Genomic DNA, 22312 nt, shown 5'->3' on the forward strand with positions numbered 1-22312 from the left:
ATATTAATTATCCATAAGAACATTGATTATTCGCTCATCTAAATATTCATTTTCCAACTTTTCAAGTTAAAGAATATACTGAACAAAAATTATCTTAATTTTAAACACTATTTCTTCCAAAAAAATATCCTTCCTATAATTCTCTACTTAATTTCTTATCTCTCAACACTTCCTTTATCTATTTCTGTTTTAAGTGCATCTATATTAGATGTTATTTCTAGATTAATCATCTTTATTGCACTTAAAATTTCTTGTGAATTATAATCATTGATGGTTATTTTATTACTTTTATTAGGTGTGATATAATCTTTATCATATATTATCTTTAATATTTTTCCGTATTTTGGCTTATTACTAGGCTTAGGGAAAAAGTATGAATTGGATGTTAATTTAGCAATAATAGATTTTTGTTTTTCACTAAAGCTTTTTTCTTTAAGAGCTTCATTAAAAATATTAGATATTTGAATCTGAGTTTTCGCATTTATTGTGTCGGTAAAAATTACGGATATATTATTATCTGTGTCCATGAATTCAAATAAATTAGTAAATTCCCATAATACACTAGTAAGCTCTTTTATCTTATTTTGAGTATCAGGCGATTGAGCGTTTTGTATGGCAATATCTTTTATTACTAAAATAAATTTGGTTGGTTTAGTATCTAAAATCTTTTGTAAAAAAAATGTATTAAGAATTGACTGGGCAAATGAATGGTTGTTATTTAAATAATTACTGTTATAAATCATTAAATTCGGTTGATTTTTATTTGCAAGAACATTAAAGATGTCTATTTTATCGTCATGTTTGCTTGTTCCAATAAATTCAAAATTTCCAAATTGATCACTCTTAACTTCTAATTGTTTATCTTTAAAAAATTTAGTTAGAATATTTAAATCTTCTTTGTTTGGTCCTAAGGTGACTATAGCTTTATTACTTTGATTAATAATAGGTGCATATTTCTGCTCATATTCATTTATCAGCTTAACAGGTTCTAATATTTCAAGAACAGATTTTTCTATTTCTTGCTGTTGGTGTGTTTTAGTCATTTTTGACCAATCTAACATATTAATTATCCTTATCAGTTGTTTTTTTATTTAATAATTTTAACTGTAAGATTAACTCAAATTTCAACTTAGTTGATTAATTAATTAATTAATTTTAACTAAAAATATGTATATGATAAAAATATCACAATTTAGATATTACGATATTTAATACAGTAAAAGATGATTTTTATTGCATATATGATAAGAATAAGTTTTATTATAAATAAATATTAATAATTACTTAGGTTATGAGAAATAATAAAAACCAAATGTATATTATAAAAATTTTTATAGCCCTGGCTATGATTACGGGCATAATATGTTTATGTTATTCTTCATTAACTCCGTCTAAGCTTAAGATTGGTGCAAAAACTAGTAATATGGACGATTCACCTAAAATTAAGTTCACTCTTATAGATCAAGAAGGAAAGAAATTTGATAGTACCCATTTGCAAGGTCATTTAAGTTTGATTTATTTTGGTACTACCTATTCCTTATATGACAACCAAGCGCTAAAAAGAGTAGAAGATATTATTAAGATTTTGAAGAAAGAGAATATTGTAGTACAAGTAGTTTTTATTACTCTAGATCCTGAGCATGATACAAGTGAGGTATTAAAAAAATATTTAGAAAAAATAGATGGTAATTTTATAGGTTTAACAGGAAGAGTCCAAGATATTGAACAATTAGCAGATCAATTTAAGGTCTTCTATACATCCAAAATATTTGATGTAAAAACAAACGAATATGAATTACAACATTCTAATTTTGTGTATTTAATTAGCAGCCAGGGAAAATTTTTAAAGCATTATTGCTTAGGCTTACCGAAAAATGGTTAACAGGTAATCTCTAAGCATTTCCTATTTGTGATGAGAAATGTATTTCATCAATGCCTAAATGTTTTAATGCATTATGCCATTTACTTTCAGGATTATCGGCAAAAATAAATTCTTTATTACAATCCATAACCAACCATAGGTTTTTTTCTAATTCTTCTTCAAGCTGCCCTGGTTTCCATGCGGTATAACCGACAATGAATAAGCTATTTTTAGGCCCTTTACCGAAAGCTATATCTTCTGAAATTTCTAAATTAGAGCTTACTGCTAAATCATTCTGGAAGTCCAATAACAAATTTTTATTATAATCGCTAGAATGAAGAAAAAAACCTTTTTCATGTTCTACGGGTCCGCCAAGATATATAGGAACCATAACTGGGGTTGTTATTTCGTCATTTTTTATTTTAAAAAATGAGTTTAAATCTATATGATTTACTAAGCGGTTAAATATTAACCCTATTGCTCCTTCTTCCGTGTGTGATAACATATAAATTAAGGATTTATGGTAAATACCTTTTGTAATTACATGCGGTGTAGCAACGAGTGTTTTACCGGATAAGTTATGAAAAATTTTATCGCCCATAAATAAAACTTTAATTATAATATTAGAGGCGATCTATAAAGATATTTTAATTGATAATTAAAGAGCTTTTTTAGCGAAAATGAATAAGATTTTTGTAGTAATAGTAGTTCCTATTTCAAAAAAATCTTACAATTTGCAGCAAGAAAGAATTTAGCTAGCTTTAAAATATCTTTATAGATCACCTCTTAAAGTATATAAGATTTAAATCCAATTATTCAATAGAAGTTAACAATAATGATTACATTTTTTGATATTACTATTTTTGCTATTATTACTCTTTTCTCATTTTTCGGCTTATATCAAGGTATAATCGGGTTTTCAACTAGAATACTCGGTTTTATTACTTCTATAATGTTAGGATATTTCTTATATCCGTATATTTCTGAACTAATCGGGAAATATATGGAGAATGAGGTTATAAGAATAATTATAGCCGGTGTTATATCCTATGTTATCTCTTTAATTTTATGTGTTTTTATAGTTTATAAATTTCTTGCTATAATTTCGTTTATGAGAAACGGTTTTATTGACAGATTCTTAGGGCTATTAGCAGGATTTGCCGTAGGTACTACTATCTCGTTAGTACTATTTTTTATAACAATGGTCTTTACTTCTGAAAACTATTTTAAAAGTAAATCTTTAAAAGATTTTGTAGTAAGTAGCAAACAGAGCAAATATGGAGGAGTGCTAAAAGTTTCCGTCACCACTGATTATTTAGATGAATTAAGTAAAAATATTATAGTTATAATTCCAAACGAGACCTTAAAATCTATTGAAATATTTGAAAATAAAGACTTAAATAATTTCAAAAACTCCCTTAAGAAATCAAATGATTCTAACGATGATGAGGATATATTTTCTCAAGAATTACAAGATGAGCTTTCTAATATAGATGATGAATAGGATGTTACTTCATAGCTATTATGTCATTCCCGCGTGGCGTTATTGCGTGGACCGGTTTTCCGTCATTGCGAGAAGAATTACGTAGTAATTCGACGAAGCAATCCAGTAAAAAATTCTTATTTACAGAATTTTTTTAATCTTTTTCTGGATTGCCACGTCGCTTCGCTCCTCGCAATGACATAAAAGAGCCAAACAATAAAGCCGCAATTTTCTCACAATGAATTATCCGCCAAACAAACACCATAAACCCCTACCCTTTCATTAAATCGGTCTATTTCTTTAAATTTTATAAATCACTCAATCATAATTAATTAATAAATATTAACCAATAGTAAATTTATTAATTAATTATTGTGTGTCATAAATAAATAGTGTATAATGACCGATAAGTTAAGTGGTAAAATCATTAAAAACAATAAGTTATAGGGGAAATTATGACTAATATGAAAAAAAACTTTTTTTAATAAACTTTTACTAGCAACCAGTAGTATCGGGCTACTTGCAAGCATGGCAAGCTCGGCGGCGGTTGTTGTTGCCGTTCCGCACGAGAATAATATACTTCTTCAACATGAAGAGTTGTTAAAATGATTAGGCACAATGGTTTGAAAATTGTCATTTACCAATGAAGAAATTTTATTTTTATATTTTTCAATATTTTCAAAAAATATTCGTATAGAATCAGTAAATGTCTCAAAATTCGCATAAAATTTATTGTTACTTACAACAGAATGCATAAATTTCCACAGTCGTTCAATTGGATTCAAATTAGGACTATATGCTGGCAAAAATAGTAACTCTATTTTACTGTATTGTAGATATTCTTTTACCTTTTTTGACCTATGATATCCAGCATTATCGCATATCAAATAAATCTTACTTTTATCTTGATTATTTGCTTCTAATTCCTTTAAAAATTCAATAATATAATCACCATTAACCTTAGGATTGTCAGTTGTTACTACCTCTAAATCCTTAAGATTAATAGCACCAATAATATGTTTACGCTTCCAACCACTGAAACTTGGTAATGTTTTAACTACATTCTTTCTAATCCAACCAAATCTTGCTCGAGTTTGGTATTGAGGATGAACACTATCCATAAAATAAATAGACTCATCTTTAGCTAAATTATTTTTTAGCAAACTATATTGCAGCTTAAATTCCTCTTGCTTAGCTAAATCTATTTTTCCAGGAATTAACTTAGGTTTCTGATAACTAAAACCAAGTCTGTGTAATAGCTTGATTACCCCAGCTAATGTATAGATTACTCCATATTGACGTTCTATGAACAAACCTATATCTCTAGCATACACATAATTATTATTTTCTAGATGAACTATTAACTCTGCTTCCTCCTGTCTAGTAAGGTTACTATCACTACCGCCATTTCCAGGCTTAAGCTTCTGAGCATTATGATAATCTATTAAATGTTTTCTTATCCCTTCATCACTCAGTAATAACACTTTCGATATCTCATCAATACTATAGCTATCATCATACATGAAAACAGCTTTGATTCTATCACAAATCCTCTTATCCCTTTCGCTTCTATGGTAAAGCTTTAATTCTTCTTTTTCTACTGATGTTAATTTTCTATAAATCCATTCTTACTTAATAACACTTGCTGACTTCTTTGACAATTTTTCATTTACTAGAGGTATAAATCATATTTTTTTATAGGCTTTTCAGCCTTATCTATAAGACTGGTATAACATTCTAATATAGAATCTAATTTATTATTCTTTCTATCAAATATGATAGCTGAATCTTCACGTCCTAAGTTAAATAGCATATCACATATTTTAATTAAGGAATTATAGCAATCATTGGACCTAGACCATTTGCAGGTAACATTTCTTCAAATAATGATAATTCTTTAATTTGTAGGTTTAATACATATCGGTAGGCTTGAATAACCTGCTTATTATCCGTGAACTTCTCAATAGACTCTAAAATTTGAAATATTGCCTCTATAAGGTTATTATCTTGTTTGTTTGATATAATAGTTTGAAGTTCCGATAATTGTGTTAATCCTTCAAAATAAGAAAGAGTTTTTTTGTAGCTGGATATTGTATTGAAGAACTTGGTAAATATGGTTTAACATATACCTCTAGTAAATGAAAAATTGTCAAAGAAGTCAGCAAGTGTTATTAAGTAAGAATGGATTTATAGAAAATTAACATCAGTAGAAAAAGAAGAATTAAAGCTTTACCATAGAAGCGAAAGGGATAAGAGGATTTGTGATAGAATCAAAGCTGTTCTCATGTATGATGATAGCTATAGTATTGATGAGATATCGAAAGTGTTATTACTGAGTGATGAAGGGATAAGAAAACATTTAATAGATTATCATAATGCTCAGAAGCTTAAGCCTGGAAATGGCGGTAGTGATAGTAAACTTACTAGACAGGAGGAAGCAGAGTTAATAGTTCATCTAGAAAATAATAATTATATGTATGCTAGAGATATAGGTTTGTTCATAGAACGTCAATATGGAGTAATCTATACATTAGCTGGGGTAATCAAGCTGTTACACAGACTTGGTTTTAGTTATCAGAAACTTAAGTTAATTCCTGGAAAAATAGATTTAGCTAAGCAAGAGGAATTTAAGCTGCAATATAGTTTGCTAAAAAATAATTTAGCTAAAGATGAGTCTATTTATTTTATGGATAGTGTTCATCCTCAATACCAAACTCGAGCAAAATTTGGTTGGATTAGAAAGAATGTAGTTAAAACATTACCAAGTTTCAGTGGTTGGAAGCGTAAACATATTATTGGTGCTATTAATCTTAAGGATTTAGAGGTAGTAACAACTGACAATCCTAAGGTTAATGGTGATTATATTATTGAATTTTTAAAGGAATTAGAAGCAAATAATCAAGATAAAAGTAAGATTTATTTGATATGCGATAATGCTGGATATCATAGGTCAAAAAAGGCAAAAGAATATCTACAATACAGTAAAATAGAGTTACTATTTTTGCCAGCATATAGTCCTAATTTGAATCCAATTGAACGACTGTGGAAATTTATGCATTCTGTTGTAAGTAACAATAAATTTTATGCGAATTTTGAGACATTTACTGATTCTATACGAATATTTTTTGAAAATATTGAAAAATATAAAAATAAAATTTCTTCATTGGTAAATGACAATTTTCAAACCATTGTGCCTAATCATTTTAACAACTCTTCATGTTGAAGAAGTATATTATGGTTGCATCACAATATATGGTAGTTAAAGAAAGTCAATATCTAAAAATAAAAAAAGTAAAATATATAATTTTATTTAATCAAAAGGCAGTATAGTACGAATTTTTTAGGATTCGCCGATACTTATGTAATTTATGCTGTGTAGACCAACTTTAAATTTATCTTGGCTGCAGCATTTTTAAGTAAATGATACAACACATAATTTGACAAGAATTAGAGAGCTGTAAGCTAATAGAATGGGTTTAAAGATTAGCAGAAGAGAAGACAAGATTATTACAACAATGGAAAATGGAACTATAAAATTTATTGATAATTCAATTAAGAAAATGAAATAATCAAGGCATAAAATTGCTCTAAGCCTTGATTATAATAGTGGTGGAACTTAATTTGTGGGTAATTAAAACTTAAGTTTTGTACCTATAAGACCAACAGTACCTCGTGTTGTTTTACTAGGTGCTTCAGGGTAATATACAGGTTTACCTTTAGCTTGGAAATGAGAAATTTCAGCATATGGTAATAAACCAGGCATGATCTTATATTCAGTAGCTAAGCTTACAGCATCGACGGTGTTTTTATATCTTGAAGTTTTAAGATATTCAAGACTTGTTTTTATAGGTCCTTGTCCATAAGCAACTGCTCCATTGTAATAATAGGTATCACGACCGACTTTACAATATTCCTTAGCGGTTAAGCTTTTACCTAAATTACCGTAAGAAGCTCCACAAGAGAAATTACCATAAGTAAATACGGCTCCAAGATTATATGCTTTTAAATTAGAAAGCTTACAGGTATTCAATACTTCTATTACCTTAGTTCCTTCCATTTTAGCATGAACAAGACGACGAGCAGGTTTACCATACTCTCCGGTAACGGATAATTTTAAGTCTGCATCTTCGCTAATTTCATGTTCATAAGTTAAGCCGGCAGAAAAAGCATCTCTAATATTCTGATTTATAGTCATAGTTTCGCCGTTTCCTAAGGAAACCGTCTTTATTCCGGTTCTAGAAACACTAACTCCGTTTCTTCCTGAGCTTTCAAGCGTTAGCGTTAAATTATTTATATCTTTGTTACCGCCCGTATTAGCAGTATCGGGAGTATAAGAGATACCGGCCTGGAAGCCTTTCATTTTAGGTGTGAAAAAGTTGAGTCTTCTAGCTTTTTCAGTTTTTTCATTGATTTGATCAAAAGAGTTCGAGTATGATTCAAGATAAAAGCTAGCACCAGTATCGAAATCCGGTTTTAAACCGTTATACCTCATATATTGACCGTCAAGTAGAGCATATCTATACCATCCTCCGGTACCTGCGGTTACTTGAGAACCGGTAACACGCAATTTAGCACTTGCATCGACAGGAGAGCCTAATTCTACTTTACCGTAACTAGTTTCAATAAAGATATGTGATCCGTTATAACTTGCAGAGGTTTTTGCTCTTGTAGTAGGCTGAAGCACTATTTTAGCACCTGCTATTACATCATTGATAGTTTTAGAAATAGTTGCCGCAAACGCTGCTTCCGTGTAAAACCCTAGCTTTTTCCTGTTATCAGTTACATTTTTATCAAATAAAATTAAATGATCCTGTTTAATATAACCGCTTTCAAATAAATAAAATCCTTCTAATTTTATTTCAGTATCAGAATTAGAAATAACAGGTGTTGGATTTTCTTCGGCAAGACCAGCCGATGCAAGGCAAATAATACTTGCAGCTAATAATAATTTTTTCACTTTAATAAGGTCCCTCTAAACTTAAACAATAAAATTTACTATACAAAATAAATTTTTAGTATTAATAAATATAAATCAACTACGCTAGAATATAAATATAATAATACTTTTCAGAATTGACAATAAAAAACTATTTTAATTCGTAATAATTTAATTTAAAGTATACAATGTAGTATTATTATCACTATCATTATTCAAGCAGCCTCAGACTTATAGTTTTAAAGAAAAATTTTGTATTGTAAATAATTATGAGTTATAATTGTTAGTTTATTAATTAAATTAAGTTTTGATTATGGCTATAATGTCAGATAAGTGGATAAAAGAAGCTGTTATAAATCAAAGTATGATAAGACCCTTTGCGGAAAAGCAGGTAAGAGTTCATAATAAAGAAAAGATTATTTCTTACGGCTTATCTTCTTACGGCTATGATGCTAGAGTATCTAATGAATTTAAAATATTCACCAATATAAATTCTACTACGGTTGATCCAAAAAATTTCAGTGAATATAATTTAGTTGATAGAGAAGTAGATGTGTGTATTATTCCACCTAATAGTTTTGCCCTTGGCAGAACTATAGAATATTTTAAAATACCGCGTGATGTATTAGTTATTTGTGTCGGCAAGTCCACTTATGCAAGATGCGGTATAATAGTAAATGTGACTCCGTTAGAACCGGAGTGGGAAGGACATGTAACTTTAGAGTTTTCTAATACTACTCCATTGCCTGCTAAAATATATGCAAATGAAGGAGCTTGTCAGTTTTTATTTTTAAAAAGTGATCAAATTTGTGATACTTCATATGCCGATCGCCAAGGAAAATACATGAAACAAGTAGGCGTAACTTTACCGTTAACATAACTTTTTTATGTAAGAACCTGTTCACGATCTTAATTTTAAAGCTAATTAAAATAAGATCGTGAACAGGTTCTAAAAAATTATATTTAATTTTTAATAAGGATTTTTATGAGTACAATAAACACCGATACTAATGAGGCAATGCCGCATATTTCCGTGAATGCACAATATATAAAAGATTTATCTCTTGAGAACCCTTCTGCCCCGTCTTCTCTTGCGGCTTTAGATCAACGCCCTCAAATTGATTTATCTCTAGATATAAATATTACTAATTTATCGGAAGAAAATTTCTATGAAGTAGAGTTAAATATCGAAGCAACTGCAAGAAATGAAAAATATAAATTATTTCAGATAGAATTAAAATATGCCGGAGTATTTAATTTAATTAATATTGATTCTGAACAACATCCGATTTTATTATCTGTTCATTGTCCGGCAATGATATTTCCATTTGCTAGAAAAATTATAGCTAGCTGTACTCAAGATGCAGGATTCCAGCCTTTAATGATTGATCCTATAGATTTTGGTGCCTTATATCATAAGAAAATGTCAGAGCATCAAAACTAAGAAAATCATTCTAAGAAAATTAATTATTTAATAAATTTCGTTTTAAACGCCATGGTTTTTAAATCACAGATAGAGCTTAATAGTAAAAATTTTATCAATTTGATTAAATATTCTTTACTTATGTAATTAATGAATGTATAAAGCACCAGATAAAAAATTATAATTTAGTTAACAATAATTAACTGTAATTAAATTATAGCACAATATAAAAATTGAATTTTATGGAGAAAAATAATGAGAGTTTTGTTAATTGAAGACGAGCCGGAAATGGCTAACTTAATTGAGCTAATTTTAGCTTCAGAAGGTATAGTTTGCGATAAAGCTTCAGTTGGTGTGGAAGGTTTAAGGCTTGGTAAAGTCGGTGGTTATGATCTAGTGATTTTAGACCTTATGTTACCGGATATTAATGGTTTTGAGATATTATTAAGATTGCGTGCTGCAAAAATAAAAACCCCAATCTTAATTTTATCTAGCTTAACGGATACGGATCAAAAGATTACCGGTTTCTCTTCTGGAGCCGATGATTATTTAACCAAGCCGTTTGTAAGAGAGGAATTAATTGCTAGAATTAAAGCTATAGTTAGAGGTTCTAAAGGTCATGCAGCATCAGTATTTAGGTTTGATAAGGTGAGCGTAAACCTAGATACTAGAACTATAGAAGTTGACAGTAAAAAAGTACATTTGACGAACAAAGAATATGCTATTTTAGAGCTATTAATACTCCGAAGAGGAACTATTTTAACTAAAGAAATGTTCTTAAATCACTTATATAGTAGTGTTGACGAACCAGAAATGAAAATTATTGATGTATTTATTTGTAAACTTCGTAAAAAGTTAAGTGATGCTGCTGGCGGTAGAGATTATATCGACACTGTATGGGGACGCGGTTACATGCTAAAAGAATATGATGAATTACAACAAAAAGAAATTTTAGCACAAGGAGCATAATTAATGCCTTTATCTACTTCTTTACTTGGTAAAAAAAGTACTTATAAAGATAGTTATGATGCGACTTTATTATTTAAAATTTCACGTATAAATAATCGAAACGAACTTGGAATAAATAGTAATAATCTTCCGTTTTACGGTGTAGATATTTGGAATACATATGAACTATCTTGTCTTAATAAGAACGGTAAACCATGGGTTGGAGTAGGCACTTTTTATATACCGACGGATTCTGAAAATATAGTAGAATCAAAATCATTTAAACTATATCTAAATTCTTTTAATAACTTTGTTGTTGAATCAGTAGAAGAACTAGAAAGAATTATCTTGCAGGATCTAAGTAATGTTACACACGCTAAAGTAACAGGACGTATATTTCCTATAAATACAAAAATAGAATTTGGTATTCCGAGCGGTAAAAATATCGATGATTTAGATATAGTATGCAATAATTACGGTCCACCCGATAATGGTTTAATTGAGTATGAAGATGTTTTGGTAGAAGAAGAGATTAATTCTAATTTACTCAAATCAAATTGCTTAGTAACCGGTCAACCGGATTGGGGTACAATCGTTATAAAATATAAAGGAAAAAAGTTAAAACATGATTCTTTTCTGAAATATTTGATATCTTTTAGAAATTGTAATGAGTTTGCAGAGCAGTGTGCTGAGCGTATTTTTACAGATATTAAAAACGCTATAAATCCTGATTTTCTTTCTATTTATATAGTATATACTAGGCGTGGAGGGATTGATATTTGTCCCTATCGTTCTACCGATAAAAGTTATACTTTACCTAGTGATAAACGATTTATTAGGCAATAATCACTTTTCTAATCCATAAAAAAATCCACTGTGTCACCCTGTGTCTTGACCACGGGGTCCATAAAAACAATAAAAAATACTAATATTTTTAACTGGACCCCGTGGTCAAGACACAGGGTGACACAGTGGATTTTACCGGTCTACGCAACAATGCCATGCGGGACTGACATAAATGCGTTTTTTGAGTCATACAACAAGAGCTAGAAGTGAACTAATAGAAGTTAGTATAATTTTATGATTCTTTTGTAGGATTTTGTGGAGGCTTTAGGCTTTCTACTATTGTATTCAGGTCTATTTGACTACAGATTCCTAGTAATACGGGATCACGAGGACGAATAGAATTCATATTCCAATGGCTACGAGTTCTAATAGCATCTATAGTAGTCTTAGTAGTGCCTATTAATTTAATTATTTGATGGTCTTGGATGTTCGGATAATTAGACAATAACCAATATATAGCATCCGGTTTATCTTGACGCCTTGCTATAGGAGTGTATTTAGCACGCTGTTTTTTCTGATTTTTCATCAATTCATCAGCAGGGCTATATGAAATTTGTAAATTAGCATTAGGATCTTTACTGCAACGTTCAATTTCCTCTAAAGTTAACTGACCGTTTGCAACTGGATTTAAACCTTTTATAGATTGTGCTACTTCACCGTCAGCCATACCTTTTATTTCAAATTCATGAATACCACAAAAATCGGCAATTTGTTTAAAAGTTAAAGAAGTATTTTCAATTAACCACATAGCCGTGGCTTTTGGCAGAAGCGGTAATGTTTTTTGCGAATTCATGATAATTGTCTTTTGGCTTAATTTAAGAAGTTATAACAAATAGAGTTATTTAAGTCAATAGACCTCTTGCATAGCGAAGCTAATAAAGAAGAATTTGAAAGAGACACGGAAGTGCTTGCTACCGCAGCGTACACTTTAGTACGTGAGGATGCGAGTACCGGATTGACGTATAAATTACCTTTAGAAGCAAGTTATGCAAGAGGTCTAATCTTCATTTAGAAACTTAACTATATCCTCAACTACTTTCTTAGCATCGCCGAATAACATAAAAGTATTATCGTGATAAAATAGCTCATTTTCTATACCTGCATATCCTGAAGCCATAGAACGTTTAATAAACAAAATAGTACGAGCTTTCTCAACATCGAGTACCGGCATACCATAAATTAGACTGTTCGGATCATTTTTGGCAGCAGGGTTAGTTACGTCATTTGCCCCAATCACAAGCACTACGTCAGTGGTAGCGAAATCTCTATTAATTTCTTCAAGCTCAAGTACTTTCTCATAATCTATATTAGCTTCTGCAAGTAAAACATTCATATGCCCCGGCATTCTACCTGCTACCGGATGTACGGCAAAACGTACATTAATATCTGAACGTTCTAATATATCAACCATCTCTTTTATGATATGCTGAGACTGGGCTACTGCCATACCGTAACCTGGAACAATTATCACCGATGATGCATTAAGTAGTAAATGTGCCGCATCTTCAGGGCAGCTTGTTTTTGCTATTTTATCGTCGTCTATATCCTTGTTAATCCCGGTAGGTGCAGGCAAAAACGCCCCAAAAATAACCTTGATTAATGAACGATTCATAGCCCTACACATTATATAGCTAAGTATAGCTCCGCTACTACCGACTAATGCTCCGGTAATAATAAGTAGGCTATTGCTAAGCGTAAAGCCGATACCGGCTGCTGCAAAACCTGAATAAGAATTTAGCATTGATACTATAACAGGCATATCTGCACCGCCCACCGGTATTATTAGTAATACTCCGATGAACAGCGATAAAAAGACTATTAGAGTAAATAAAAATATATTTTCTGAACGAATAAAAGATATTACTAGAATAACCAATATTATTGCCGTTAATAAGCATATATATTGCTGACCGTAGAATTTTAGTGGGCTACTTTTCATTAAGCCTTGTAGTTTTAGAAAAGCTATAACCGAACCGCTAAAAGTTAACGCTCCTATAGAAACTCCAAGCGATATTTCTATTAATAAATTAATCGGTAAACTTCCTGCTATTCCTATAGAAAAATTTTCAGGAGCAAGTATCGTAGCGTAAGCTACAAATACCGCAGCAAGACCAACAAAAGAGTGAAATCCGGCAACTAATTGAGGCATTGCCGTCATGGAGATTTTAAGTGCAATAATCCCTCCGATTATACCGCCTAATAATATGGTTGCTATAATGGGTAATTTATGAGCAAAATCCGGGAGGAAAAAAGTAACGCCGACTGCTATCGCCATTCCCAAGATACCTATGGTACTACCTAAACGTGCTTGTTTCTGTGAGGATAAAAACTTTAGCGACAGAATAAAACAAACAGCCGCAACTAAGTATAATAACTGGATAATTTGTAGGGACATAGGGGAATTACTTTTTTAATGTCATTTTAGCTAAAAGCGATTATTACTAGGCTACCGATGTCATTCCCGCGAAAGCGGGAATCTAAGAAAAAATAAACCTAAATATTGGCATAAAAACTGCATATCCGACAAAATAAACATATAAAAACGAGTTTTTATATGTTTTACTGGATTCCCGCTTTCGCGGGAATGACATAAAGGGAGTCGTATATTCTCTAAAAAGTAAATCCTATACCTACAGAAACTATTAAAGGATTAAGTTTAACTTTAGAGATCACGGTTTTATTACCTACTAAATTCGGTTTATACTCAAGTTTAGGATTTAAGAAAAATTGTCTTACGTCAATATTGATTAAAGTATCATCTTCAGCATAAAAATCTACACCTATTTGTCCTACGGCACCGTGTCCGTTTCTAATTTTAAGACCGGTAGCTTGCGTAAGCATATAAGAACCGTGATAACCTATGCCTATATACGGTCTTATTCCACCGTAAGGAGCTATATGAAATTGTCCGGTAACCGTTGCAGGAATCATATAAATAGGTTTGTTTTTTCCTAGTTTGACATTATCAACGCCATAATTATGAGCAACGGCTGCAAGGGATGTATATTTAGTGCGTAAAACATTAAAACCAAGCGCTAATTCAGTAGCTAAATAATTGTTAAAGAATATAGTAGTGGATGCATCACCTCCATAACCGTTTTTTGCAACTTCTCCTACTGGAACAGGTTGAGGAGAAGTAGGAGTAGGTAATCCTTTTTGCTTAGCACTTGAAAAAACACCTCCTAGACGCATCTTGAAAACTAAACTTCCTTCGTTTTCATAATACGGTGTACTATCATAGTCAGGAGCAGAATCTACATCATCATACATGCTTTTAGCAAAACTATTAATACTTATGCTGGATACAAACAAAATTATCCCTAATTTTTTCACTATTCTTAACATATTAATTATAACCTTTACTTGCTTAAAATTGATTACCGTATTATTATATAAAATTTTTGTTTATATATTTATACCATTTTCATAAAAGATAGAATTCTTTTATACTAAAAGTCAAGACATTTAAGTAAAATTATAGAAATTATTGGAGCATATTAATGAATGATGCATTAAAAACATATTTAACCGGTATAGGTTGGTTTTTACTTAGTTTAGTAAGTAGTAGTGCCAATGATGTAATGTCTAAATATCTTGGGACTCGTTTACATAGCTTTGAAGTAGCTTTTTTCCGCTTCTTTTTCAGTAGCATAGTTTTACTACCTTTTGTTTTTTATTACGGTAAAAATACCTTAAAAACAAGTCGTCCTTTTGTACATATATTAAGAGGATTATTATTATTTTTCGGTATGACTTCTTGGACTTACGGTCTTACCATAGCTCCCGTTACTACCGCAACCGTTGTAAGTTTTTCTATCCCTTTATTTACTTTAATACTTGCCGTATTTTTTCTTAACGAAGATATTATTTGGCAAAGATGGGTAGTTACCGTAGTAGGATTTATAGGGCTTGTTGTTACGCTTAAACCTCATGCCGAGGATTTTAACCCCGAAATTTTGTATTTTGTATTAGCGGCTATTTCATTTGCTATGCTTGACATTATTAATAAAAAATTCGTAATAAAAGAATCGATGATCAGTATGCTATTTTATTCGGCAATAGTAACTGCTGTAGTATCATTGCCTGTTGCATCGCAATATTGGCTAACCCCTAGCGGTTTTGAATTAACTTTATTGTTTGTACTCGGTAGTAGTGGAAGCTTAATATTATTCTTTCTACTTAAAGCTTTTTCCATGGTAGATGCAACCGCTACCGCTCCTTATAGATATTTAGAGCTGGTGATTTCGGCAATAGCGGCATATTTCATATTTAATGAGTTTCCCGATAAAAGCACACTTCATGGAGCAGTCATAGTAATTCCTGCTACCTTATTTATAATATACTCCGAAAAAAAAGCTATGAGTAGAAAACATGAATCGCAGTAAACTAGTATTTTCAAGCGGTATCGCTAACACTTTTGAATGGTATGATTATGTATTATTCGGTTATTTTGCACCCATAATAGGAGCAAAATTTTTTCCGAATTATGATGCTAATACTTCTTTACGGCAAGCTTTTTTAGTATTTGCTATAGGTTATTTGGCAAGACCGTTGGGCGGCATATTTTTTGGTGTTATTGGTGATAGATTTGGACGCAAAGTAGCCTTAACTAGTGCGTTATTTTGCATGTCTGCCCCGACCGTATTAATAGGAATATTACCAACTTACCATACTATAGGTATAACTGGGACTATATTAATGATTTGTGTACGAATTCTGCAAGGATTATCAATGGGAGGAGCTTTGACCGGTTCTATTTCTTTTGTTATTGAACATACTAGCCATAAACACCGAGGCTTTACCGGTAGTATTTCAATGTCTAGTATATGCTCCGGTTTATTGCTTGGTTCTTTTGTTTCTTATATCGTTAAGAATATCCTAACAGCTTCACAATTTGATAGTTTTGGCTGGAGAATACCTTTTTTACTTGGATTTTTTATTCTTTTTGCAGCATTTTATATTAAAAAAAATACACACGAAACACCGAATTTTAAAAATCTAAGAGAGCAGAAAAAGATTTTACAATCACCGTTAAAAAAAGTCATTACCAATCATTGGTTTGATATATTAATCTCGATTTTTATCAATGCTCCCGGTTCGATAATATTCTATTTAACTACAATTTACTTGGTATCGTTTTTAAAAATCAGCCGTCACTTTACTGAAAATGAAGTAAATAGCCTCACTAACGTATGTTACGTGATTATGATAGCTGTAACTTTATTAAGCGGTTATTTATCCGATATTATAGGTCGCAGGAAAATTTTTGTAATTAACCTGATAATAATTATTATAACAACACCGTTTTTACTTAATAATTTTGAGAACGGTGACTTTACAAGCGTAATTATCTCACAATTTATACTAGCTATACTTGCCGCTAGCTATATCGGTCCTGAACCGGCATTACAAGCAGAGTTTTATCCTACAAATATACATAACACCGCTTTGTCTATTTCATATAACACTGCTACAAGTATTTTCGGAGGTACTACGCCTCTTGTCTTTGAATATTTAGTACAAAAAACAGGGCATGTAACCTCGGCAGTTTATTACGTCATATTAAGCTGTATTTTTGCATTGATCGCCTTATATTTTTACAAAAATAGAAGTTTAGATGAAATATGAAAAAAATTACAAAACCTGCAAACCTAGTTGAATTTAATGATAAAATTGTAGTCTTAACACCTAAGAGTTCTTACTATGGCAGTGCTTACGAACACAAAATAACTAAAAAAGGATTAGTTTTTGCTTGTATCTCACAGGATAGCATAAATCACTCCAAAACTGTTGAAAAAATAACTAGTAACGAGGCAATTTCAAGGATAGATATAGACTTATTCGGTACGTGTCATAGAGTTACTACGACTGTAACGACCGACCGATTACGGCAAGAAGAAAGCGGCTCTTTAGAAATGAGACCTGCTTCTGCAAAAGAGATAGCCCAGTTAGTACAAGATAATAAAATGATATTAGCATGCCAAACCAAAGAAAAAACACTAAAGATTTTAAGTGATTATTTACATAAAGAATTTGGGATGCATGCTAATGAAGCTACAGTAGCATCTTCTGATGAGGTACATATAAGTGGAGAGAATGAAAAGCTAGAATAAGAGCTTTTTAGTAATATGGTAAACGAATTTCTAAAATTCTTCTTGATTTAATAGCAAATATGTGGCAAAAAGAGTTTGAAATAAAATTCAAGACTATATGAAAGACAATTAATCTATTTTTACTCTTTTTAGCTACAAATTATCAAATTTTTTTGAAATAGGCACAGTTATTACCGCAAAAATCTTATTAGTTTTCGGTTTAAAATATTTAAAAATATAAATAATTTAATTGTCTTTCATATAGTCTTGCTACTATAGCTCAGGGGTAGAGCACTTCATTGGTAATGAAGAGGTCGGGGGTTCAATTCCCCCTAGTAGCACCACTATACATCCTAAGCTTTGTGAATTTTTAACCTTTCTTGAAAAATTCATATGCTGATTTTAGTCTAGTTTCTGTCAGATACTATTATAGTATTATGTTTATTTTATAAAGCTAAGTTGCAAATAATATAAAACTAATGTATAATTTACATTTAAAATACGGTAATGATTATTTTATTATATGATAGACATTCTTCTTTTTGTACATATTACTATTGCAATATTGCTAATTATAGTTATTCTGATGCAGCGTAGATCGGATGGAATTAGTAGTATAAGCGGCGGTAATAATATGGGAGTAGTCAGTGCTAAAACAGTCGGTAATTTTCTTACTAAAAGCACTATAATACTAACAATATTATTTTTAATAAACGCAATAGTACTTGCTAACCTTTCCTCAAAAAAGAAATCAGATTTAGTTTCTAAAATTAATGAAATTGAAGAAAATCAAGCAGAAAATAGTTTACCTATAACTAAATAGTTACAGCTTTATCTTAGTAATATCTCTCATACTTGTCATTGTTGTATAATACCACGATACGGCTTTAAGCTTAGCTACAAAAAAGGGTTTTAAAAATACATGTGATTTACTGACAAATAAAAAAGATAATTTAGCTAATAAAGCAGATGCAGGGAAAAAGCAAGAAGAACAACAGCAAGAAGTAGCAGCAACAAAAACGCCGCATGAGAGATTAATAGAATTTCTAGAAAAAAGAGGATTAAATGAGGAAGCCGATAGTTTAAGAAATGGTAGTACAACTCTTTATCTCAAAGCTAACGAAATAGGGGATGAAGGTGCTAAATTAATTGCTGACTCTCTTAAAACTAACTCTACTCTTACAACTCTTTATCTTTATGATAACAAAATAGGGCCTAAAGGCTTAAAAACAATAAATGAATATTTACAAAGAAATAAAAATATAGCCGAGAAAAAAGCAGAAAACTTAAATGCAGAGGGTAATAATTTATGCAGTCAAGAAAAGTATAAAGGGAGTGTTGAGCTATGAAGAGTAAAAGGTTATAATGTGATAAAAAAATAAGAAAGTAAAAAATGTCAGAGCATCAAATAACAATGGTCAGTTTAGATGAATTAGTTAGCCCGGAACATCAATATCGTAAATTTAAAAGTTAATTTAATTTCAAAGCAGTTGCAAGAGAGTTATTAGCGATAGAAACTGAAGCTAATTATAAAGGCTATGGAGCATTGAGGTTATTTAAATGTTTACTTCTACAATTTATGGAAGACTTATCTGATCGAGAATTAGAACGTTATTTGGCTGATAGTAATGCCGGCAAATGGTTTTGTGATTTTGCTCTTACAGAGACGACTCCAGATTATAGTGTGTTTAGTAAAATACGTAAGAAAATAGGTACTAACTTACTATCAAAAATATTTGCAAACTTTAGAGAACAACTACGAAAGCAAGGTTATATGAGCGAGGTATTTACCTTTGTAGATGCCTCTCATTTGATCTCAAAAGCTAGTCTTTGGACAGAACGTGATGAGTTGAGGAAGCAAAAATATGACAAGCTAAATAATGAGACTTTGCCCAAAGTTGCGAATGATAAACAAGCTAAAATTGGTTGTAAAGGAGGTAATAAGTTTTGGTATGGTTATAAAAAACATGTTAGCGTTGATATCCAATCAGGGATTATTAATAAGGTTGCAGTTACCTCTGCAAATGTTACTGATAGCAAAGGTTTTAAACACGTTATGCCACGCTCCGGTGCTGCATATGTAGATAAAGCATATTGTACAAAGTCTACCAAAGATACAGCAACTAGGCAAGAAGTGCATCTTTGTGCTGTAAAGAAAAATAACATGAAAGATAAAAATTTTGACCTTGATAGATATTATACAAAAATTAGAGCACCTTTTGAAAGAGTATTCTCACAAGATAATAAACGTGTCAGATATATTGGTATTGCCAAAAATCAATTCTCGGAATTTATGAATGCTATATGTTTTAATTTGAAACGCTTAACCGTTTTAACGGCTAGCTAATATTATAATGGATAACGCATAGATAATAACAAAATCTCCACTGATTTTTACTAATTTTGTATATATACTTCTTTTACCTGAAAAATTGGTAGTATTAGATATTAATTATCCATAAGAACATTGATTATTCGCTCATCTAAATATTCATTTTCCAACTTTTCAAGTTAAAGAAGTATATAGGTTTGTTCATAGAACGTCAATATGGAGTAATCTATACATTAGCTGGGGTAATCAAGCTATTACACAGACTTGGTTTTAGTTATCAGAAACCTAAGTTAATTCCTGGAAAAATAGATTTAGCTAAGCAAGAGGAATTTAAGCTGCAATATAGTTTGCTAAAAAATAATTTAGCTAAAGATGAGTCTATTTATTTTATGGATAGTGTTCATCCTCAATACCAAACTCGAGCAAGATTTGGTTGGATTAGAAAGAATGTAGTTAAAACATTACCAAGTTTCAGTGGTTGGAAGCGTAAACATATTATTGGTGCTATTAATCTTAAGGATTTAGAGGTAGTAACAACTGACAATCCTAAGGTTAATGGTGATTATATTATTGAATTTTTAAAGAAATTAGAAGCAAATAATCAAGATAAAAGTAAGATTTATTTGATATGCGATAATGCTGGATATCATAGGTCAAAAAAGGTAAAAGAATATCTACAATACAGTAAAATAGAGTTACTATTTTTGCCAGCATATAGTCCTAATTTGAATCCAATTGAACGACTGTGGAAATTGATGCATTCTGTTGTAAGTAACAATAAATTTTATGCGAATTTTGAGACATTTACTGATTCTATACGAATATTTTTTGAAAATATTGAAAAATATAAAAATAAAATTTCTTCATTGGTAAATTATAATGGACTGAAAAATCAAGCCAAGATTTTGAGCAATTTACTTGGTAATTTTGTTCAAAATTAAGCTGCCATTTGTGTATGATATTGTATACTATCGAGATAGACATTCATGGGTTTTTTATACCCAATACTTGAATGAAATCTCTGATAATTATATTTACTGATATAATCATTGATACCCTCTTTAAGCTCTCCTATATTTTGATAATCATTAATAAATATACAATTATATTTCAGCGTCCTAAAGAAACGCTCAATAACAATATTGTCAATACTTCTGCCTTTACCATTCATTGATATCTGAATATTATAATCTTTAAGAATCTGTATATGATCATTACTGGTATATTGACTACCTTGATCACTATTAAATATCTGTGGAGCTTGATACTTATTTAATGCTTCCTTCAATATATCAGTTACTAATGTCCCGTCCATGCTATTCGACAGTTTATAGCTTAATATGGCTTTGCTATGCCAATCTATAATGGCTGCTAGATACATAAAGCCTCCGTTAGTGCGAATATATGTAATATCTCCGCTCCAGACCTGATTAGCAGTAGAAACAACTACTTTCTTAGTTTTATCAGTTGTGATCCAGTATTTATCAAGTAGGTAGCTGTATATTTTATGCTCACTATCTTTTATAGTAGCCAGTTTCTTTTTATGAGGGTATATCGCTTCAATACCAATTAATCTCATATATTTTAGCACTCGGTCTTGACCTATCTTAAAACCATCTTCTAATAATTGCTGATACATATAACGATAACCAAATTCTGGATTATCTGTATATATCTCATCTATTCTATTTAACATATTTAAATTATAGCTACTAAGTGATTGTTCTTTATAATATGTTGAAGAACGGTTAACCCCTAATAATTCACATTGTCTTGTCTTTGGTAACTGTTCTAGCTTGGATATGACAAGACTCTTTCTATTTGATAAATCCAAGCTTCTGAGCTTTCCCACAGCCCAATCTCTTTCAATTGTAGTTTTTCCTAAAGCCTTTGCCAACGCATCATTTTGCTCCTTAAGTTCTTTAATTTGTTCTTGATATTCACTCACTACCTTAGCTGGTTCAAATGCTATTGATGCATTTGATAAAAATTGTTTCTTCCAATGTGATATACTATTGCTACTCACCTCATATTTAGACGATAACTGTGATATTGTTACTTCTTCTTTTAATAATTCTAACACTATCTTTGTCTTCTCTTCAGCACTGAAATTCCGTATCTGTTTCTTAGTCATTTTATCTCCTATAAGTTATTTCTTTATTCTAACTTATTACCAAGATAATCTAACTCTTTTTTTGTCTAATTTTTTCAGTCCATTATACAATTATATGAACGTTTAATTGCTTCAGGCAAAAAAGCTAAAGTAGCTTTGGTTGCCGTCATGCGTAAAATTATTATTTGTTTAAATTCTATGCTAAAACATAACGCAATTTATCAAATTTAACGCTTTTTACTCTTAACTCTTAAGACGGTAGATTCCCGCCTCCGCGG

24 protein-coding genes, 1 tRNA gene and 1 pseudogene are annotated in these 22312 nt (G+C 30.7%); 18 read left to right on the forward strand and 8 right to left on the reverse strand.

What is annotated here, in order from left to right; all coding sequences use genetic code 11:
• Positions 1–155 precede the first annotated feature (155 nt).
• The gene (locus tag AC5584_RS06435; protein WP_499216228.1) at positions 156–1061 is read right to left on the reverse strand and encodes a hypothetical protein; all 906 of its coding nucleotides are present in this window, start codon (positions 1059–1061) and stop codon (positions 156–158) included.
• Positions 1062–1291: 230 nt separating this feature from the next.
• Here AC5584_RS06435 and AC5584_RS06440 point away from each other — a divergent pair, with 230 nt between their 5' ends.
• The gene (locus AC5584_RS06440; protein WP_499216229.1) at positions 1292–1882 is read left to right on the forward strand and encodes an SCO family protein; all 591 of its coding nucleotides are present in this window, start codon (positions 1292–1294) and stop codon (positions 1880–1882) included.
• A 10-nt stretch (positions 1883–1892) separates the two neighbouring features.
• Here AC5584_RS06440 and AC5584_RS06445 read toward each other — a convergent pair whose 3' ends face one another.
• Positions 1893–2462 (reverse strand): YqgE/AlgH family protein, encoded by a 570-nt coding sequence (locus AC5584_RS06445; protein WP_499216230.1) that lies wholly within the window; start codon positions 2460–2462, stop codon positions 1893–1895.
• 234 nt (positions 2463–2696) lie between these two features.
• Between AC5584_RS06445 and AC5584_RS06450 the strand changes: the two genes are divergently transcribed.
• Positions 2697–3365, forward strand: coding sequence for a CvpA family protein (locus tag AC5584_RS06450; protein ID WP_410526761.1), 669 nt, complete (start codon positions 2697–2699; stop codon positions 3363–3365).
• 563 nt (positions 3366–3928) lie between these two features.
• Here AC5584_RS06450 and AC5584_RS06455 read toward each other — a convergent pair.
• Positions 3929–4966: an IS630 family transposase gene (locus tag AC5584_RS06455; protein ID WP_499217022.1), complete on the reverse strand. Its 1038-nt coding sequence runs from the start codon at positions 4964–4966 to the stop codon at positions 3929–3931.
• A gap of 647 nt (positions 4967–5613) precedes the next feature.
• Between AC5584_RS06455 and AC5584_RS06460 the strand changes: the two genes are divergently transcribed.
• On the forward strand, positions 5614–6567 hold the full coding sequence (locus AC5584_RS06460; RefSeq protein ID WP_499217023.1) for an IS630 family transposase: 954 nt from the start codon (positions 5614–5616) through the stop codon (positions 6565–6567).
• Positions 6568–6975: 408 nt separating this feature from the next.
• Here AC5584_RS06460 and AC5584_RS06465 read toward each other — a convergent pair whose 3' ends face one another.
• On the reverse strand, positions 6976–8301 hold the full coding sequence (locus tag AC5584_RS06465; protein WP_499216231.1) for a porin: 1326 nt from the start codon (positions 8299–8301) through the stop codon (positions 6976–6978).
• A gap of 292 nt (positions 8302–8593) precedes the next feature.
• On the opposite strand from AC5584_RS06465, the gene dcd reads away from it, so the two are divergent.
• The 5 genes from dcd to AC5584_RS06490 all read left to right on the forward strand — a co-directional run bounded on the left by dcd (position 8594) and on the right by AC5584_RS06490 (position 11701).
• Entirely contained in the window at positions 8594–9160 is a 567-nt protein-coding gene (dcd, locus tag AC5584_RS06470; protein ID WP_010420471.1) for a dCTP deaminase, read from the forward strand.
• Positions 9161–9265: 105 nt separating this feature from the next.
• Positions 9266–9724 carry a protein-export chaperone SecB gene (gene secB, locus AC5584_RS06475; protein WP_041078145.1) on the forward strand — a complete coding sequence of 153 codons (459 nt, stop codon included), beginning with the start codon at positions 9266–9268 and terminating at the stop codon, positions 9722–9724.
• A 234-nt stretch (positions 9725–9958) separates the two neighbouring features.
• Positions 9959–10672, forward strand: coding sequence for a response regulator transcription factor CtrA (gene ctrA, locus AC5584_RS06480; protein ID WP_499216232.1), 714 nt, complete (start codon positions 9959–9961; stop codon positions 10670–10672).
• A gap of 3 nt (positions 10673–10675) precedes the next feature.
• A complete protein-coding gene (gene queF / locus AC5584_RS06485; protein WP_499216233.1) occupies positions 10676–11497 on the forward strand; it encodes an NADPH-dependent 7-cyano-7-deazaguanine reductase QueF in 822 nt (273 codons plus the stop codon).
• Between the two features lie 30 nt (positions 11498–11527).
• The gene (locus tag AC5584_RS06490; RefSeq protein ID WP_499216234.1) at positions 11528–11701 is read left to right on the forward strand and encodes a hypothetical protein; all 174 of its coding nucleotides are present in this window, start codon (positions 11528–11530) and stop codon (positions 11699–11701) included.
• 28 nt (positions 11702–11729) lie between these two features.
• On the opposite strand, the gene AC5584_RS06495 is transcribed toward AC5584_RS06490, so the two are convergent.
• Entirely contained in the window at positions 11730–12290 is a 561-nt protein-coding gene (locus AC5584_RS06495) for a cell cycle transcriptional regulator TrcR (protein WP_499216235.1), read from the reverse strand.
• Between the two features lie 39 nt (positions 12291–12329).
• On the opposite strand from AC5584_RS06495, the gene AC5584_RS06500 reads away from it, so the two are divergent.
• Positions 12330–12509 carry a palindromic element RPE1 domain-containing protein gene (locus AC5584_RS06500; protein ID WP_499163023.1) on the forward strand — a complete coding sequence of 60 codons (180 nt, stop codon included), beginning with the start codon at positions 12330–12332 and terminating at the stop codon, positions 12507–12509.
• On the opposite strand, the gene AC5584_RS06505 is transcribed toward AC5584_RS06500, so the two are convergent.
• Together AC5584_RS06505 and AC5584_RS06510 are read right to left on the reverse strand one after the other, a co-directional pair.
• Positions 12495–13892, reverse strand: a complete 1398-nt coding sequence (locus AC5584_RS06505; RefSeq protein WP_499216236.1) for an NAD(P)(+) transhydrogenase (Re/Si-specific) subunit beta — start codon at positions 13890–13892, stop codon at positions 12495–12497. The genes AC5584_RS06500 and AC5584_RS06505 overlap by 15 nt on opposite strands.
• Positions 13893–14107: 215 nt before the next feature.
• Entirely contained in the window at positions 14108–14842 is a 735-nt protein-coding gene (locus AC5584_RS06510) for an OmpW family outer membrane protein (protein ID WP_499216237.1), read from the reverse strand.
• 155 nt (positions 14843–14997) lie between these two features.
• On the opposite strand from AC5584_RS06510, the gene AC5584_RS06515 reads away from it, so the two are divergent.
• The 8 genes from AC5584_RS06515 (at position 14998) to AC5584_RS06550 (ending at position 20862) form a co-directional block, all read left to right on the forward strand.
• Complete coding sequence (locus AC5584_RS06515) at positions 14998–15882, forward strand: DMT family transporter (protein ID WP_499216238.1); 885 nt, start codon at positions 14998–15000, stop codon at positions 15880–15882.
• Positions 15869–17125 (forward strand): MFS transporter, encoded by a 1257-nt coding sequence (locus tag AC5584_RS06520; RefSeq protein ID WP_499216239.1) that lies wholly within the window; start codon positions 15869–15871, stop codon positions 17123–17125. The genes AC5584_RS06515 and AC5584_RS06520 overlap by 14 nt, the downstream gene beginning before the upstream one ends.
• 287 nt (positions 17126–17412) lie before the next feature.
• Positions 17413–17610, forward strand: a complete 198-nt coding sequence (locus tag AC5584_RS06525; RefSeq protein WP_499217024.1) for a hypothetical protein — start codon at positions 17413–17415, stop codon at positions 17608–17610.
• A gap of 248 nt (positions 17611–17858) precedes the next feature.
• Positions 17859–17933: transfer RNA gene (locus AC5584_RS06530), tRNA-Thr, on the forward strand.
• Positions 17934–18112: 179 nt separating this feature from the next.
• Positions 18113–18412 (forward strand): preprotein translocase subunit SecG, encoded by a 300-nt coding sequence (gene secG, locus AC5584_RS06535; protein WP_499216240.1) that lies wholly within the window; start codon positions 18113–18115, stop codon positions 18410–18412.
• Between the two features lie 325 nt (positions 18413–18737).
• Positions 18738–18938 (forward strand): hypothetical protein, encoded by a 201-nt coding sequence (locus tag AC5584_RS06540; protein ID WP_499217025.1) that lies wholly within the window; start codon positions 18738–18740, stop codon positions 18936–18938.
• 161 nt (positions 18939–19099) lie between these two features.
• A complete protein-coding gene (locus AC5584_RS06545; RefSeq protein ID WP_499216920.1) occupies positions 19100–19936 on the forward strand; it encodes a transposase in 837 nt (278 codons plus the stop codon).
• A 182-nt stretch (positions 19937–20118) separates the two neighbouring features.
• Positions 20119–20862: an IS630 family transposase gene (locus AC5584_RS06550; RefSeq protein ID WP_499216241.1), complete on the forward strand. Its 744-nt coding sequence runs from the start codon at positions 20119–20121 to the stop codon at positions 20860–20862.
• Here the strand turns inward: AC5584_RS06550 and AC5584_RS06555 are convergent.
• Positions 20859–22055, reverse strand: a complete 1197-nt coding sequence (locus AC5584_RS06555) for an IS3 family transposase (RefSeq protein ID WP_499216242.1) — start codon at positions 22053–22055, stop codon at positions 20859–20861. The genes AC5584_RS06550 and AC5584_RS06555 overlap by 4 nt on opposite strands.
• A gap of 90 nt (positions 22056–22145) precedes the next feature.
• Here AC5584_RS06555 and AC5584_RS06560 point away from each other — a divergent pair.
• Positions 22146–22265, forward strand: a pseudogene (locus tag AC5584_RS06560) (IS110 family transposase); the annotation flags it as partial.
• Positions 22266–22312: the final 47 nt, after the last annotated feature.

The sequence above is a fragment of the Rickettsia endosymbiont of Villa modesta genome, assembly GCF_964026485.1.
GTDB lineage: Bacteria > Pseudomonadota > Alphaproteobacteria > Rickettsiales > Rickettsiaceae > Rickettsia > Rickettsia asembonensis.

Bases quoted from the DNA above. Each gene is read 5' to 3' on its own strand.
- AC5584_RS06510 (WP_499216237.1), bottom strand. From the start codon at position 14,842: ATGTTAAGAATAGTGAAAAAATTAGGGATAATTTTGTTTGTATCCAGC.
- queF (WP_499216233.1), top strand. From the start codon at position 10,676: ATGCCTTTATCTACTTCTTTACTTGGTAAAAAAAGTACTTATAAAGAT.
- AC5584_RS06435 (WP_499216228.1), bottom strand. From the start codon at position 1,061: ATGTTAGATTGGTCAAAAATGACTAAAACACACCAACAGCAAGAAATA.
- ctrA (WP_499216232.1), top strand. From the start codon at position 9,959: ATGAGAGTTTTGTTAATTGAAGACGAGCCGGAAATGGCTAACTTAATT.
- AC5584_RS06440 (WP_499216229.1), top strand. From the start codon at position 1,292: ATGAGAAATAATAAAAACCAAATGTATATTATAAAAATTTTTATAGCC.
- AC5584_RS06505 (WP_499216236.1), bottom strand. From the start codon at position 13,892: ATGTCCCTACAAATTATCCAGTTATTATACTTAGTTGCGGCTGTTTGT.
- AC5584_RS06525 (WP_499217024.1), top strand. From the start codon at position 17,413: ATGAGACCTGCTTCTGCAAAAGAGATAGCCCAGTTAGTACAAGATAAT.
- dcd (WP_010420471.1), top strand. From the start codon at position 8,594: ATGGCTATAATGTCAGATAAGTGGATAAAAGAAGCTGTTATAAATCAA.
- AC5584_RS06520 (WP_499216239.1), top strand. From the start codon at position 15,869: ATGAATCGCAGTAAACTAGTATTTTCAAGCGGTATCGCTAACACTTTT.
- secB (WP_041078145.1), top strand. From the start codon at position 9,266: ATGAGTACAATAAACACCGATACTAATGAGGCAATGCCGCATATTTCC.
- AC5584_RS06450 (WP_410526761.1), top strand. From the start codon at position 2,697: ATGATTACATTTTTTGATATTACTATTTTTGCTATTATTACTCTTTTC.
- secG (WP_499216240.1), top strand. From the start codon at position 18,113: ATGATAGACATTCTTCTTTTTGTACATATTACTATTGCAATATTGCTA.
- AC5584_RS06495 (WP_499216235.1), bottom strand. From the start codon at position 12,290: ATGAATTCGCAAAAAACATTACCGCTTCTGCCAAAAGCCACGGCTATG.
- AC5584_RS06445 (WP_499216230.1), bottom strand. From the start codon at position 2,462: ATGGGCGATAAAATTTTTCATAACTTATCCGGTAAAACACTCGTTGCT.
- AC5584_RS06555 (WP_499216242.1), bottom strand. From the start codon at position 22,055: ATGACTAAGAAACAGATACGGAATTTCAGTGCTGAAGAGAAGACAAAG.
- AC5584_RS06515 (WP_499216238.1), top strand. From the start codon at position 14,998: ATGAATGATGCATTAAAAACATATTTAACCGGTATAGGTTGGTTTTTA.